We start from the raw sequence: 15,512 nt of genomic DNA on the forward strand, positions 1-15,512 counted from the left end.
GCCGGGCTGGTCACAATAGCGGCCGCGCACGCAGTACCCATCGATGGCCATCCCCGAATCATTCATCCAGGAGCTGCTCGCCCGTGCCGACGTCGTTGAGATCGTCGGCCGCTACGTCCCGCTCAAGAAAACCGGCGCCAACTTCGCCGGCCTGTGCCCCTTCCATTCGGAGAAGTCGCCGTCCTTCACCGTGAGCCCGAGCAAGCAGTTCTTCCACTGCTTCGGCTGCGGCAAGCATGGGAACGCGATCGGCTTCCTCATGGAGCACGCGGGCATGGGCTTCGTCGAAGCGGTGAAGGACCTGGCCGGCCAGTTCGGCATGCAGGTGCCCGAGGACGAACGCTCGCCGCAGGAGCGCGAACGGGCCGACCGGCAACGCCAGCAGCAGGCCACGCTCACCGAGGTGCTGGAAAAAGCCGCCGAGGCCTACCGCCAGCACCTGAAGAATGCGCCGCGCGCCGTCGCCTACCTCAAGGGCCGCGGACTGTCGGGTGAGGTCGCGAAGCGCTTCGGCCTGGGTTATGCCCCCGAGGGCTGGCGCTCGCTCGCCAGCGTCTTTGCGCACTACGACGACCCGCTCCTGGCCGAATCCGGCCTGGTCATCGTCCACGAGGAGGACGACAAGCGCTACGACCGTTTCCGCGACCGCGTGATGTTTCCCATCCGCAACGTCAAGGGCGAGTGCATCGGCTTCGGCGGTCGCGTGCTGGGGGACGAGAAGCCCAAGTACCTCAATTCGCCCGAGACGCCGGTCTTCAGCAAGGGGCGCGAGCTGTATGGCCTCTTCGAGGCCCGCCAGGCGCTGCGCGAGCAGGGCTACGTGCTGGTCACCGAGGGCTACATGGACGTCGTCGCGCTCGCGCAGCTCGGCTTTCCCAATGCGGTCGCCACGCTGGGCACCGCCTGCACCGCCGAGCACGTGCAGAAGCTCTTCCGATTCACCGACGCGGTGGTATTCAGCTTCGACGGCGACGCCGCGGGCCGCCGCGCCGCGCGCAAGGCGCTCGAAGGCGCCCTGCCCTACGCCACGGACCTGCGCTCGGTGAAGTTCCTGTTCCTGCCGTCCGAGCACGACCCGGACAGCTACATCCGCGAGCATGGCCGGGACGCCTTCGCACGTTACGTGGGCGAGGCCACGCCGCTGTCGCGCTTCCTGGTCGACAGCGCCCGCGAGGGCTGCGACCTGTCCAGCGCCGAAGGCCGGGCCCGCTTCGCGGCCAATGCCAAGCCGCTGTGGACCGCCCTGCCCGAAGGCACGCTCAAGCGCCAGCTGCTGTCCGAGATCGCCGGGCTGTGCCAGCTGTCGGGCGCGGAGCTCGAATCCGTCTGGACCGGCCGACCCGTGGCCGGCGGCGGCCAGCGACGACGCCCGTGGCGCGAGCCGGGCAGCGAGCCGGCCGCTCGGGTGCGTGGCCGCGTGCATCCCCTCGGCCGCGCCGACCGCGCCCTGCAGATCGTCCTGTCGGACCCGGGGACCTGGGAGCGCCTGTCCGGCGAGGAGCATCACCTGCTGTGCGAGCTGCCTGCGCCGCACGGTCCGCTCTTCACCTGGGTGGACGCGCGCCTGCACGAGGCCGGTCCGGTGCCCTGGCCGGCGCTGCGCCCGGTGCTGGCCGGCCATGAGCACGAAGACTATGCCGCCAGGCTCATGGAGCGCCTGCCCGAGGCCATCGAGAACGACCCCGCCGAGCTGGCCAACATCGTCCAGCGCGAGCGCGAGCACCGCCGAGCGGAGGAAATGAAGGCCCTCTCGCAGCGCGCGGCCACCGATCCGGATGCGTACGAAAGGCTCAAGCAGCTCGTGGCCGCGAGCCGCCCCGCGCCGAAACAGCCCTCCTGAGGACCTTGAAATCCGACCGCATCGCTATAATGTGCGGTTTGCTCGCGGCAAGAGCGACAGCAGCACCTCCGGGCCGGCCGACAGTGCAGACGGGAATTCCCGGCACGACAGCGCCAACAACCGCAAGGACTGCACTCCAAATGTTCGCCCACCCATCTTGCCCCTGAAGGCGCTCGCCCCCACCCTGGCCTGCATCACGCAGCGCAGGGCAAGGGCCCGCGTCGTCCGTGCGCCGCGTCTGGCGCGATTTGTGTTTGGTGTTGCATTCCTGAAGGTACTCGCTCATGCCCGCACAGAAGCCTGCCAAGACGGCCGCTGCGAAACCCATTGCCAAGAAGGCAGTCAAATCCGGCTCCACTGCCGCCAAGCCCGAGCTCAAGGTCGTCAAGGCCTCGGGCTCGGCTGCGGCCCAGCCCACTACGAAAGCCAAGCCTGTGCCTGTGACGAAAACCACCGCCAAATCCGATAAGACCGCCGCTGCCGCGAAAGATGAGCTGAAGAAGACGGCGGCTGCGACGGAAGAGGTTGTCGTTAAGAAAAAGCCCGGTCGTCCGCCCAAGGCCGCCTCCGCCGAGTCCGGCGCGCCGGCCAAGGCGCCCGCCAAGCGCGGCCGCAAGCCCAAGGCCGCCACCACGGCCGTCGCCGGCAAGTCCGCCGAGACCGAGGACGAAGACCTCTCCGACATCGAGGCCGAGTTCGCCGAAGAGACGCCCGCCGCGGACACCGAGGCTGTGACCGAAAAGGTCAAGCCCCTGCGCATGAAGATCAGCAAGGCCAAGGAGCGGGCCTTGATGAAGGAATTCGGCCTGGACGAGACCGTCCTGACCGAAGAGGAGATGCTCAAGCGCCGCCAGCGCCTGAAGACGCTGATCAAGCTGGGCAAGACGCGTGGCTACCTGACCCACGCCGAGATCACCGACCACCTGCCCGAGAAGCTGGTGGAGGCCGAGACGCTGGAAGTCGTGGTGTCCATGCTCAACGACATGGGCGTGGCCGTGTACGAGCAGACACCGGACGCCGAGACCCTGCTGCTGACCAACACCGGCCCGACCGCCGCGACCGAAGAGGAAGCCGAGGAGGAAGCTGAAGCCGCCCTGTCCACCGTGGACAGCGAGTTCGGCCGCACCACCGACCCGGTGCGCATGTACATGCGCGAGATGGGCACGGTCGAACTGCTCACCCGCGAGGGCGAGATCGAGATCGCCAAGCGGATCGAAGGCGGCCTGCAGGCCATGATGGAGGCCATCTCCGCCTCGCCGGCCACCATCGCCGAGATCCTGCGCATGGCCGCCGAGATCCGCGAAGGCAAGGTCGTCATCTCCACCGTGGTGGACGGCTTCTCCGATCCCAACGAGGCCGATGACTACGTGGCCGAAGAGGACTTCGACGAGTTCGACGCCGACGATGACGACGACGGCAACGGCGGCTCCAAGGCGCTGACCAAGAAGCTCGAAGAGCTGAAGAACCAGGCGCTGGAGCGCTTCAGCCGCATCGCCGAGCTGTTCGAGAAGATCCACCGCATCTACGACAAGGAAGGCTACGGCACGCCGGCCTACCAGAAGGCGCAGCACGAGCTGTCCGAGGAGCTGATGACCATCCGCTTCACGGCCAAGACCATCGAGAAGCTGTGCGACATGGTGCGCACCCAGGTGGACGACGTGCGCAAGAAGGAACGCGAGCTGCGCCGCATCATCGTGGACAAGTGCGGCATGCCGCAGGAACTCTTCATCAAGGAGTTCCCGCCCAACCTGCTGAACCTCAAGTGGGTGGAAAAGCAGGCCGCCGCCGGCAAGCCCTGGAGCACCGTGATCGCGCGCAACATCCCGCCGATCCAGGAGCTGCAAACCAAGCTGGCCGACGTGCAGTCGCGCGTGGTCGTGCCGCTGGGCGAGCTCAAGGAAATCAACCGCCGCATGAATGAAGGCGAGGCCGCCTCGCGCGACGCCAAGAAGGAGATGATCGAGGCCAACCTGCGCCTGGTGATTTCCATCGCCAAGAAGTACACCAACCGCGGCCTGCAGTTCCTGGACCTGATCCAGGAAGGCAACATCGGCCTGATGAAGGCGGTGGACAAGTTCGAGTACCGCCGCGGCTACAAATTCTCGACCTACGCCACGTGGTGGATCCGCCAGGCCATCACCCGCTCGATCGCGGACCAGGCGCGCACCATCCGCATCCCGGTTCACATGATCGAGACGATCAACAAGATGAACCGCATCTCGCGCCAGCACCTGCAGGAGTTCGGCTTCGAGCCGGACGCCGGCATCCTGGCGGCCAAGATGGAGATCCCCGAGGACAAGATCCGCAAGATCATGAAGATCGCCAAGGAGCCGATCTCCATGGAAACGCCGATCGGCGACGACGACGATTCGCACCTGGGCGACTTCATCGAGGACACGGGCAACACCGCCCCCATCGAGGCGGCCATGCAGGCCGGCCTGCGCGACGTGGTCAAGGACATCCTGGACTCGCTCACCCCGCGCGAGGCCAAGGTGCTGCGCATGCGCTTCGGCATCGAGATGAGCACGGACCACACGCTGGAGGAAGTCGGCAAGCAGTTCGACGTGACGCGCGAGCGCATCCGCCAGATCGAGGCCAAGGCCCTGCGCAAGCTCAAGCACCCGAGCCGCTCGGACAAGCTGCGCAGCTTCATCGACAGCCTGTGAGCACGTGAGTGATGAATGAAAGGGCCGGATGCGAATCCGGCCCTTTTTTCTTCCCCCCTCCCCCTCTGGGGGAGGGTTAGGGTGGGGGCCGGCGCGCCGACCATGCGGCTTCTTGCGCAGCCCCCCTCCCAACCTCCCCCCAGAGGGGGGAGGAGCAAGAAAGCTCACCCGGCCGTCAGCGCCATCATCCCCGCCGCCGTGTTCGAAATCGGGATGTGGTAGTTCGAATGCAGCTTGCGCACCGGCCCTTCCAGCGCGCCGCGCGCGGCCAGCCACATCAGCAGCTCCACGCCCTGGGTGCCGGTCTTTTCCACCAGCTCGTGGATGGAGAACTGCGTCGCCCACTCGGGCTCGTTCACCAGGCTGTCCATGAACTTCAGGTCGAAGGGCTTGTTGATGAAGCCGGCGCGTTCGCCGTCGAGCTGGTGCGACAGGCCGCCGGTTCCGATGACCACCACCTTCTTGTCGCTCTCCCAGCTGCGAAGCGCCTCGCCCACCGCGCGTCCTAGGGCCAGGCAGCGCTTGGCGCTCGGCAGCGGGAACTGCACGGTGTTGATGCACACCGGCACCGTGGTGACCGGCACGCCCTGCGGCCAGAACAGCGTGAGCGGCAGCGTGAAGGCGTGGTCCACCCGCATCTCCTGGCAGCTGGTGATGTCGAACTCGCGCTCCACCAGGTGCTCGATCAGGTGCCAGGACAGCTCCGGCTCGCCCCTGAAAGGCGGCAGGGTCGGGAGGCCCCAGCCCTCGTCCGCATTGCGGTACTCGGCGGCCGCGCCCACCGCGAAGGTGGGCATCTTGTCCAGGAAGAAGTTGAGGCCGTGGTCGTTGTAGAACACAACAGCCACGTCGGGCCGCGCGTCCTCCAGCCAGCGATGGACCGGACCGAACCCGTCGAAGAAGGGCTTCCAGTAGGGGGTCTGCTGCAGGCCCTTGGCCATGGCCGCGCCGATGGCGGGCACATGCGAGGTGGTGAGGGCGCCGATGATGCGTGCCATGGCCTTCAGTCCTCCAGCGTGTCGGGCTGCTCGTTCTGCCGCACCAGCATGGCCTTGAACGCTTCCTTGCTCATGCCGGTCTGCGCCGCGCCCAGGTCCTGAACGTCCAGGCCCAGGATGCCGGCGAACTTGGCCAGGTAGTAGATGTTGCCGCCGGCGTCCAGCAGGCCCAGCACGTCGCGCCGGCGGATGGCCTGCTTCTGCTGCTCGTCCAGGCCGAAGCGGTGCATGTACGCCTCCTCGTCCGCCCGGAAGGCGCTTCGATGGTCCGCGTCGTTGAAGGAAAAGCACATGCGGTTCAGGGCGTAGCCCTTGCGGGCCTGGGCGCCGTCGAAGAGCACCGTGCCTGGAATGCGCCTGGCGGGGCGGATCGGGTTGACCTGTGTCATGCCGGCAGTCTTGCTGCGGGCCTACAAACGATCAACCGGGCTCTCTTCATCCGACCCATGAACCGCATCGATGGATCCGAACTCGACGGCCGGCTGCTGCACCTGCTGCTGGCCGTGCTGGACAGCGGCAGCATCACCCGGGCGGCCCAGCAGCTGGGCGTGACGCAGTCGGCCGTGAGCCACGGCCTGGAGCGCCTGCGCGCGCTCACGGGCGATCCGCTCTTCGTGAAATCAGGCCGCGGCGTCGTGCCGACCGCCCATGCGCAGGCGCTCGCCGCCCCGGCGCGGGACATCCTGGATGCCCTGCGGCGATTCGCCCATCCCGGCACCTTCGATCCGGCCCGCTGGGAGGCGGTCGTGACCATCGCCGCCAACGACTTCCAGCGCGACCTGCTGCTGCCGCCGCTTGCGAGCCGGCTGCGCGTGCGCGCGCCGGGCGTGGTGCTGCGCGTGATCCCCTCCGGCGTCCCACGCCTGGAGATGCTGCGAAGGGACGAGTGCCAGCTGGTGATCAGCCCGCGGCCGCCGGACGGCGCCGACGTGCTGCAGCAGCGCCTCTTCACCGACCGCTGGCGCGTTTTCTACGACCCGAGCCGGCGCGCCCCGCCCCGCTTGCGCGAGGAGTATCTCGCGGCCTCGCATGCCACCGTGGTGTATGACCCGCATCGGGGGATCGAACTGGACCAGCGCCTGGAAGCGTCAGGCCTGCATCGGCGCTTCGCGGTCATGGTCCCGGGCTTCGCCGCCCTGGCCGCCTTCCTGCGCGGAAGCGAGCTCGTGGCCACCGCGCCGGGGCTGCTCGCACGGCACACGCTCACGGGCCTCGCGCACTGCGAGCCGCCGGTGCCCTGCGAGCCGCTTCCCATGTATGCCCTGTGGCACCTGCGCCACCAGCACGAGCCCGCGCACCAGTGGCTGCGCGCGCAGCTGCTGGAGGTCGTGCCGCTCGCGCTGGAGGAGCGACCGGTCGACGCAACTGTCGCAAGCTGAGGCGGTCCGCCAGGCCCATCAGCCGCGCGTGAGGTTCCTCGCCAGCATTTCCTGCTGCGGGTCGGCCAGTCCAAGCTGGTCGCGCGCGGAAGGCAGGGACGGGCGCGCCCCCGTCATCCGCAGCAGCTCGCGCAGTTCGCCCAGCACCACCCGGCTTTCGCGCCGCTCGCCCGCCTGCAGCATCCGGTCATGTTCGTCCAGCACGACCTCGAGGAGGTCCACCACCTGCCGGGGTAGGAACAGGCCACCGTCGAGCTCGGGGATCGCCTTGGGAAGTTGTCGCATCGCATATCTCCTTCGATGCAACCAGCGTAGGCAGGGCTCCCCCCTGCGCATGTCGGCGCACCGGGGCCACCGGCGGCTTCGGGCTTCTGATGCGGGTGTCGGCGCCTGCCTACTTGGCGAGCAGCTCGGCGGGACCGTGGTGGGCCGTGCCCGCGTCCTGGGCCACGGCCTTGTTCGCCCCCGGCACGCCCCGACGCGCGAACAGGGTGTACATGGTGGGCACGACGAAGATCGTGAGCAGCGTGCCCAGCGACATGCCCCCCACGATCACCCAGCCGATCTGCTGGCGGCTCTCGGCGCCCGCGCCTTCGGCCAGCGCCAGCGGCACGGCCCCGAGCACCATGGCGCCGGTGGTCATGAGGATGGGTCGCAGGCGCTGCGTGGCGGCCTTCACCAGCGCATCGACCATCTCCAGCCCCTGTTCGCGCAGCTGGTTGGCGAACTCCACGATCAGGATGCCGTGCTTGGTGATGAGGCCCACCAGCGTGATGAGGCCGATCTGCGAGTACACATTGAGCGATCCGCCCCACCACTTCAGCGCCAGCAGCGCGCCCACCATGGACAGCGGCACCGACAGCATGATCACCAGCGGATCGACGAAGCTCTCGAACTGCGCCGCGAGCACCAGGAAGATGAACACCAGTGCCAGCACGAAGACCACCGCCAGCGCGCCCTGCGAACTGCGGAACTCGCGCGAGGTGCCGTTCAGGTCCGTGGTGTAGCCGCCCTTGAGGATGCGCGCGGCCGTCGCGTCCATGAACTGCAGCGCCTCGCCCAGCGAGTAGTCAGGCGCGAGGCTGGCGGTGATGGAGACCGAACGCCGCTGGCCGAAGTGGTTCAGTTCGCGCGGGCTCACGCTTTCGCGCACCTTCACCAGCGCCGACAGCGGCACCATGGTGTCGCCGCGCGCGCGCACCTGGATGCGCTCGATGTCTTCCGGGGTGCTGCGGCCGGTGGACTGCACCTGCACCACCACGTCGTACTGCTCGGCGTCGCGCTTGTAGCGCGTGACGTTGCGCCCGCCCAGCATGGTCTCCAGCGCGCGCGCCACGGCGTCCACGCTCACGCCCAGGTCGGCCGCCTTGTCGCGGTCCACGTCGATGCGCAGCTCCGGCTTGTTCAGGCGCAGGTCCACGTCGGCGCCCACGATGCCGGGGTTCTTGGCGATCTCGTCCATGAACTGCCGGGTGACGCGGTTGAGGTTCTCGTAGCTGTCGGAGGTCTGGATCACGAAGTTCAGCGGCCGCTCGCGAAAGCCCTGGCCCAGCGACGGCGGCGTGATCACGAAGGCGCTCACGCCCGGCAGCGCGTTGAAGCGCGGCGCGAGCTCGCGCGCCAGCTCCAGGGTGGTGCGCTTGCGGTCCTCCCAGTCCACCGCGCGGAACACCACGCTGGCCTGCGAGACGGTGGGGTTGCCCACGTTGGCGAAGATGCGGTCGAACTCCGGATAGGGCTGGCCCATGCGTTCCAGCGCCTGCGCATAGCGGTCGGTGTAGGCCAGCGTGGAACCGTCCGGTGCGTTCACGCTCGCCAGCACGACACCCCGGTCCTCCAGCGGCGAGAGCTCCTGCTTCATGGTCGGCCAGACCGCCGCGATGGCCCAGGCGCTGGCGGCCATCAGGCCCAGCACCAGCCAGCGCGCCTGCAGCACGGGGCCCAGCACGCCGGCGCCGGCGCCGCGCCAGCGGGCGCTGACCACCCAGCGCAGCGCCCGGCCGTAGGCGTTGGAGACACCCGTCAGAGCGCGCTCCATGCCGCGGTCGAACCAGCCGGGCTTGGGGTTGTGGCGCAGCAGCTTGGAACACATCATGGGCGTGAGCGTCAGCGCGACGAAGCCCGACACCAGCACCGCCCCGGCCAGCGCCAGCGCGAACTCCACGAAGAGCCGCCCCGTTCGCCCCGGCGTGAACGCGAGCGGCGCATACACCGCCACCAGGGTGAAGGTCATGGTGACCACGGCAAAGCCGATCTCCCGCGCGCCCTTGATGGAGGCCGAGAACGGGTCCATGCCCTCCTCGATGTGGCGGTAGATGTTCTCCAGCATCACGATGGCGTCGTCCACCACCAGGCCGATGGCCAGCACCAGGGCCAGGAGCGTGAGCGTGTTGATGGTGAAGCCGGCCAGCGCCATCATCGCGAAGGTGCCGATCAGGCTCACCGGGATGGTGACGATAGGGATGATCGAGGCCCGCAGCGTGCGCAGGAAGACGAAGATCACCAGCGCCACCAGCACCACCGCCTCGGCGATGGTGCGGTAGACGTTCTTGACCGAGCGGTCGATGAACAGCGAGTTGTCGTTGGCGATGTCGATGTTCACGCCGGCCGGCAGGTCCTCGCGCAGCCGGGGCAGCATCTCGCGCACGCCCTGCGAGAGCGTCAGCGGGTTGGCCGTGGCCTGCCGAATGACGCCGGCCGAGATGGCCGGCCGGCCGTTGAGCCGCACCGCGCTGCGCTCGTCGGCGGGGCCTTCGCGCACCTGCGCCACGTCGCGCAGGCGCACCGGGTAACCGGCCGCGTTCTTGATCACGATCTCGCCGAACTGCGAGGGCCGCACCAGGTCGGTCTGCGAGGTGACGCTGAACTCGCGCTGCTGCGATTCGATGCGCCCGGCCGGCAGCTCCAGGTTGCTGCGGCGGATGGCGTCCTCCACGTCCTGGGTGGTGAGGCGAAAGCCCGCGAGCTTGTCGGCGTCCAGCCAGACGCGCATGGCGTACTTGCGCTCGCCGAAGATGCGCACGTCGGCCACGCCGCTGACGGTCTGCAGGCGCGGCTTGACCAGGCGGTTGATCAGGTCGTTGAGCTGCAGCGGGCTGAGCGTGTCGCTGGTGAAGGCCAGCCAGATCACCGGAAAGGCATCGGCCTCCACCTTGGAGATGACCGGCTCGTCGATGGCCTGCGGCAGCCGGTTGCGAACCCGCGAGGTGCGGTCGCGCACCTCGGCGGCAGCGGCGTCGGCGTCCTTTTCCAGGCGGAAGCGCACGCTGATCTGGCTCTGCTCGGCGCGGCTGATGGACGTGATGACGTCCACGCCGTCGATGCCGGCGATCGAGTCCTCCAGCGGCTTGCTGACCTGCGACTCGATCACCTCGGCCGAGGCGCCCGGGTAGCGCACGCTCACCGTGACCACCGGTTCGTCGATCTTGGGGTACTCGCGCACCGACAGGCGCTGGAAGCTCACCGCACCGATCAGGACGACCAGCAGCGACAGCACCGTGGCCAGCACGGGCCGGCGGATGGAAATCTCGGGCAACTGCATGGACCGGCCCTCTGGAACTCAGCGCCGCGCCGGGGCCGCGGCGGCGACCACCTGGCACGGGTTCGGGCCGGCCGCCTTGCGCGCACCGGCGGCCGGCCCACCGCCCGGGGCCGCGCCCAGCGCGGCCGCGGCCGCCGCCGGATTCGCCGAGCGTGGGCTGGCGCCATTTTCCGGCGCAGCGCCTCCAGGTCCCCCCGGCCCGCCGCGCCCGACTTCCACCACCCGCACCGGCATGCCATCGCGCTGAACGCGCTGCTGGCCCGCGACGACCACCAGGTCACCGGCTTCCAGGCCCTCGAGGATCTCGACGCGCCCCGGCTGGCGCACGCCCACCTTCACCTCCACCCGCTGGGCCACCTTGGCGTCCTGGTCCGGGCCATCGACCAGGCGGATGACGAACTGCCTGCCGCCCTGCGGCACCAGCGCCTCTTCCGGCACGACGCGCGCGTCCTCGCGCTCGCCGAAGACGGCCGTCACGCGGGCGAACATGCCCGGGCGCAGCTGCCCGGCGCGGTTGTCGATGCAGCCGCGCACGCCCACCGAGCGGCCGTTGGCATCCACCAGCGGGTCGATGGCCTGCACGCGGGCCTGGAAGCGCTGCCCCGGCACCGCATCCACGGTCACCACCGCGCCCTGTCCGGGTCGCACGCGCGTCTGGTAGCGCTCGGGCAGGCGGAAATCGACCAGGATCGCGTCCAGGTCCTCGATGTTCACGATGTCGGAGCCGTCCTTGAGGTAGTCGCCCACGTGCACATTGCGGATGCCGGTGGTGCCGTCGAAGGGCGCGACGATGCGCAGCCGGTCGGCCTGCGCCTTGGCCAGCGCCACCTTGGCCTGGGCCACCTGCAGTGCGGCGGCGCTCTCGTCCACGGAGCGCTGGCTGATGAAGCCCTGGGCCACCAGCTCCTGGTTGCGGCGGTGGTTGGCCTGCACGATGGACAGCTCGGCCTGCGACTGCTGCATCTGGGCACGCGGCAGCTCGTCGTCCAACTGCACCAGCAGCTGGCCGCGGCGCACCCGCTCGCCGTCGCGGAAGTGGATCTGCGCGATGCGCCCCGACACCTCCGGCCGCAGCACCACGCTCTGGCGCGATCGCAGGCTGCCCACGGCCTGCGCCTCGTCCACGAGGCGCACGCGCGCGACCTTGGCCACCTCCACCGCCGGTGGCCGTGCCGCGGCGCCTGCGCCCCCCGCGCCTGCGGCCGGTCCCCGGGCCGCGGGCGCGGCGGCGGGAGCAGTGGGTGCCTCGGCAGTGCGCGCGGCCGATCGGGGTTGGTTCTGGTACCACCAGGCGGCGCCGGAGGCCGCGGCGATGCCGACCGCCGCGACGACCACGTAAAAGGGTTTGGATGCCATGGACTGCTTTCGGGCTGGCCGCAGGCGGTGGCCACCGCCGCGGGCCGCGTCAATGTAGCAGTGCGCGGCCGTATGCGCCCGGCCGTATGGAATCGGCCGCGTCCCGAAGGGGGGCGGTGTTGCGTCAGCGACGCAAGTGCTGCTCGCAGCCGCGGTTGGCCAGCTGGTCGGCGCGCTCGTTGCCCGGGTCGCCGTTGTGGCCGCGCACCCAGCGCCAGTCGATGGTGTGGCCGCTCTTGTGGGCGAGCTCGTCGAGCTGTTTCCACAGCTCCACGTTCTTGACCGGCTGCTTGCTCGCCGTGACCCAGCCCTTGGCCTTCCAGCCGGGCAGCCATTCGGTGATGCCCTTGAGCACGTACTGGCTGTCCAGCCACAGCGTCACCTGGCAGGGGCGCTTGAGCGCCTGCAGCGCCTGGATGACCGCCATCAGCTCCATGCGGTTGTTGGTGGTGGACGGCTCGCCGCCGAACAGCTCCTTTTCGACGGTGCCGGACTTCAGCAGCACGCCCCAGCCGCCCGGGCCGGGATTGCCCTTGCAGGCCCCATCGGTATAGATCTCGATCGAATTCAAGGTGTCTCTTCTCGTTGATGGACGCTCTGGCCGCGGTTGGCCAGCGGCACGGGTGCGGTCGCGATCTTCGCGCGGCGCCTGAGGGGGCTGCCCATCAGGCGCATGCCCCGCACGCGCTTGATCGCCACCACGAAGTACACGGCGCCGAAGATGGGCCACCAGCGCTCGCCCACCGCGTCCATCCACTCGTAACGGGCCAGCCATTTGTCGGTGGACAGGGCGGGACGCCAGCAGCCGAAACGGCCGGTCTCGACCTCGAAGTTCAGCAGGCGCAGCCAGTCGCGAAGCCGCCGGTAGCCGATGAACTCGCCCGCCTCCGGCAGGAACAGCTGCCCCACCCCCAGGCGCTGCAGCAGGCGGGCGCGGCGCTGGCGCAGGCCCCAGAGGCTGGCCGGATTGAGGCCGCTGATGACCACCCGGCCCTCGGGCACCAGCACGCGCTCGACCTCGCGCAGCGTGGCGTGCGGATCGGCGCTCAGCTCCAGCGAATGCGGCAGCACGACCAGATCGAGGCTGTTGGCCTCGAAGGGCAAGGCGTGCGAATCGGCGACCAGGTGGTAGTTGCGCTCACGCGGGTGCTCGCCCTGCTGCAGGCCCATCCAGTGGTGGGGGATGCGGTTCATGCGAAGCGCCTCCAGCTCGGGCAGGCCCAGCTGCAGCGCGTGGTAGCCGAAGACGTCGGCCACCGCTGCGTCGAAGGCTTGCTGTTCCCAGGCGTGAAGATAGCGGCCCGGGGGGGTTTCGAACCACTGCTGCATTCCTATAATTCGCTCGCTCATGAAGTTGATTCCCCTGCCCGCCTTCCAGGACAACTACCTCTGGCTTCTGCAAGACGGGCAACGGGCGCTGGTGGTCGACCCCGGGGAGGCCGCGCCGGTGTTCACCGGCCTGCGGCAGGCTGCAGCGCAGTTGGAAGCGATTCTAGTCACGCACCATCACGCGGACCACACGGGCGGTGTCGCCGCCCTGCGCGAAGCCACAGGCGCACCTGTCTTCGGCCCGGCCGCCGAAGCCATCCCCCAGCCTGCCACCGCCCTCGCCCACGGCGACGCCTGCACGGCGCTCGGCCTGTCCTTCCAGGTGATCGCCGTCCCGGGCCACACCGCCGGTCACATCGCCTACTACACGCCCGACGTGGACGGCCAGCCGCTGCTCTTCTGCGGCGACACGCTGTTTTCCGGCGGCTGCGGCCGCCTCTTCGAGGGCACGCCCGCGCAGATGCTGCAGTCGCTGGACACCCTGGCCGCGCTGCCCGGCACCACGCGCGTGTGCTGCGCCCACGAATACACCCTGTCCAACCTGCGCTTCGCCCGCGCGGTGGAGCCGGACAACGAAGACCTCGCCCGCTACCAGCAGCACTGCGAGGCGCTGCGCGCGGCCGGCCAGCCCACCTTGCCCAGTACCCTCGCGCAGGAACGCGCCATCAACCCGTTCCTGCGAACGCGTGAACCGGCGGTCATCCGCGCCGCGCACGCCTACAACGGCGCCCACGAGAACGACGAAGTCGCCGTGTTCGCCGCCATCCGTCAATGGAAGAACGAATTTCGATGAAGAAACCCCTGCAGCTGGCCATCCTGGCCCTGGCGGCCTGGCTGGCTGGATGCGCGAGCGTCCCGGGCGATGTCGCCGCGCCCGCCGCGGCCCCCGACCCCGAATCCACCGCCGCCGTGCCCGCCCCCGCCCTGCCCGCGACGGGGCCGGCCACACCGCCGGCGGCCGCGGCGACGCCCGTCTTCGTGCCGCCGCTGCGCGCCATGGCGCCTTCGGGGCCGCTGTCGCCCATCGCCTCGGCCGAACTCGCCTCCGAAAGCGTGGCGCCACTCGCGCCACCCCCGGACCTGTGGCACCGCATCCGCCAGGGATTCGCCATGCCGGACCTGGAAGGTGACCTGGTCCGCCAGCACGAGCGGTGGTATGTCAGCCGGCCCGACTACATCCAGCGCATGACCGAGCGCTCGCGCAAGTACCTGTTCCACATCGTCGAGGAACTGGAGCGCCGGGGCATGCCCACCGAGCTGGCCCTGCTGCCCTACATCGAAAGCGCCTTCAACCCGCAGGCCGTCTCCAGTGCGCGCGCCGCCGGCATGTGGCAGTTCATGCCCGCCACCGGCGCGGACTTCGAGCTGCGGCAGAACCTGTTCCGCGACGACCGGCGCGACGTGCTCGCCTCCACCCGCGCGGCGCTGGACTACCTGCAGATGCTGCACGGCATGTTCGGCGACTGGCACCTCGCGCTGGCTGCCTACAACTGGGGCCAGGGCAGCGTCACGCGCGCCATCCAGCGCAACCAGCGCGCGGGCCTGGGCACCAGCTACACCGAGCTGAACATGCCGGCGGAGACGCGCAACTACGTACCCAAGCTGCAGGCGGTGAAGAACCTGGTCGCCAACCCCGAGGGCCTGCGCGCCGAACTGCCGCTGATCGAGAACCACCCCTACTTCCAGGCGGTGGACATCACCCGCGACATCGACGTCGAACTCGCCGCCAAGCTGGCCGACGTGCGCCTGGAAGACTTCAAGGCCTTGAACCCCTCGCTCAAGCAGCCGGTCATCTTCGCGGCCGGCGTGCCGCAGATCCTGCTGCCCTGGGACAACGCCAAGGTGTTCCGCCGCAACTTCGAGGCTTACACCGCCGGCCAGTATGCGAGCTGGACCGCCTGGACCGCGCCGTCCACCATGAGCGTCGCCGACGCGGCGCGCCACGTGGGCATGAGCGAAGCCGATTTCCGCACCGTCAACAACATCCCGCCGCGCATGCTCATTCGGGCCGGCTCGGTCGTGCTGGCGCCGCGCAACGGCAAGGCGCAGGGCGACGTGTCCGGGCTGGTGGCGGACAACGGCCAGCTCCACCTGGCGCCTGAAGTCGTCGCGCGCCGCACGGTGGTCAAGGCCCGCAAGGGCGACAACGTGGCGCGCGTGGCCGCGCGCTACCGCCTGAGGGCCTCGGACGTGGCCGACTGGAACGATGTGAGCGCCCAGGCCTCGTTCAAGCCGGGGGCGAACGTGGTGGTGTACCTGCCGGTGCGGGCTCGGGCGGCGTCGTCATCGGTCGCGAGCAAGAAGACGCGGCCGGCGGTGGTGCGCAAGAAGTCCGCGGGGCCCGTGCAGGCGCGCATGAACAAGCCGGGGGCGAAGCTGGCGGGCGGGCGTTGAGGCTGCCCC

12 protein-coding genes are annotated in these 15,512 nt (G+C 69.5%); 5 read left to right on the forward strand and 7 right to left on the reverse strand.

The features are described 5' to 3' along the window. The first annotated feature begins 43 nt into the window (after positions 1-43). Complete coding sequence (gene dnaG / locus EZ242_RS13395) at positions 44-1,840, forward strand: DNA primase (RefSeq protein WP_135285681.1); 1,797 nt, start codon at positions 44-46, stop codon at positions 1,838-1,840. 284 nt (positions 1,841-2,124) lie between these two features. Next, on the forward strand, positions 2,125-4,506 hold the full coding sequence (gene rpoD / locus EZ242_RS13400) for an RNA polymerase sigma factor RpoD (protein ID WP_135285682.1): 2,382 nt from the start codon (positions 2,125-2,127) through the stop codon (positions 4,504-4,506). A 164-nt stretch (positions 4,507-4,670) separates the two neighbouring features. Here rpoD and EZ242_RS13405 read toward each other — a convergent pair whose 3' ends face one another. Continuing rightward, on the reverse strand, positions 4,671-5,504 hold the full coding sequence (locus tag EZ242_RS13405) for a class III extradiol dioxygenase family protein (protein WP_135285683.1): 834 nt from the start codon (positions 5,502-5,504) through the stop codon (positions 4,671-4,673). A gap of 5 nt (positions 5,505-5,509) precedes the next feature. Beyond that, the gene (locus EZ242_RS13410) at positions 5,510-5,893 is read right to left on the reverse strand and encodes a protocatechuate 4,5-dioxygenase subunit alpha (protein WP_135285684.1); all 384 of its coding nucleotides are present in this window, start codon (positions 5,891-5,893) and stop codon (positions 5,510-5,512) included. 57 nt (positions 5,894-5,950) lie between these two features. On the opposite strand from EZ242_RS13410, the gene EZ242_RS13415 reads away from it, so the two are divergent. Continuing rightward, positions 5,951-6,883 carry a LysR family transcriptional regulator gene (locus EZ242_RS13415; RefSeq protein WP_205960651.1) on the forward strand — a complete coding sequence of 311 codons (933 nt, stop codon included), beginning with the start codon at positions 5,951-5,953 and terminating at the stop codon, positions 6,881-6,883. Between the two features lie 18 nt (positions 6,884-6,901). Here the strand turns inward: EZ242_RS13415 and EZ242_RS13420 are convergent, their stop codons facing one another. From EZ242_RS13420 to EZ242_RS13440, 5 genes are all read right to left on the reverse strand, one after another. Next, positions 6,902-7,168: a hypothetical protein gene (locus EZ242_RS13420; protein WP_135285685.1), complete on the reverse strand. Its 267-nt coding sequence runs from the start codon at positions 7,166-7,168 to the stop codon at positions 6,902-6,904. Between the two features lie 109 nt (positions 7,169-7,277). Further along, complete coding sequence (locus tag EZ242_RS13425) at positions 7,278-10,424, reverse strand: efflux RND transporter permease subunit (protein WP_135285686.1); 3,147 nt, start codon at positions 10,422-10,424, stop codon at positions 7,278-7,280. Positions 10,425-10,442: 18 nt separating this feature from the next. Continuing rightward, a complete protein-coding gene (locus EZ242_RS13430; protein WP_135285687.1) occupies positions 10,443-11,780 on the reverse strand; it encodes an efflux RND transporter periplasmic adaptor subunit in 1,338 nt (445 codons plus the stop codon). A gap of 124 nt (positions 11,781-11,904) precedes the next feature. Then, positions 11,905-12,351: a ribonuclease HI gene (rnhA, locus tag EZ242_RS13435; protein ID WP_135285688.1), complete on the reverse strand. Its 447-nt coding sequence runs from the start codon at positions 12,349-12,351 to the stop codon at positions 11,905-11,907. Then, positions 12,348-13,130: a class I SAM-dependent methyltransferase gene (locus tag EZ242_RS13440; RefSeq protein ID WP_240787084.1), complete on the reverse strand. Its 783-nt coding sequence runs from the start codon at positions 13,128-13,130 to the stop codon at positions 12,348-12,350. Before EZ242_RS13440 ends, rnhA begins: the two co-directional genes overlap by 4 nt. On the opposite strand from EZ242_RS13440, the gene gloB reads away from it, so the two are divergent. Both gloB and EZ242_RS13450 read left to right on the forward strand, forming a co-directional pair. Further along, positions 13,129-13,902, forward strand: coding sequence for a hydroxyacylglutathione hydrolase (gene gloB, locus EZ242_RS13445; protein WP_135285690.1), 774 nt, complete (start codon positions 13,129-13,131; stop codon positions 13,900-13,902). The two genes, EZ242_RS13440 and gloB, sit on opposite strands and share 2 nt — an antisense overlap. After that, positions 13,899-15,503: a transglycosylase SLT domain-containing protein gene (locus tag EZ242_RS13450; RefSeq protein WP_135285691.1), complete on the forward strand. Its 1,605-nt coding sequence runs from the start codon at positions 13,899-13,901 to the stop codon at positions 15,501-15,503. Before gloB ends, EZ242_RS13450 begins: the two co-directional genes overlap by 4 nt. The last annotated feature ends 9 nt before the right edge of the window (positions 15,504-15,512 follow it).

This window comes from Ramlibacter rhizophilus, from assembly GCF_004681965.1.
Taxonomy (GTDB): Bacteria; Pseudomonadota; Gammaproteobacteria; order Burkholderiales; family Burkholderiaceae_C; genus Ramlibacter; species Ramlibacter rhizophilus.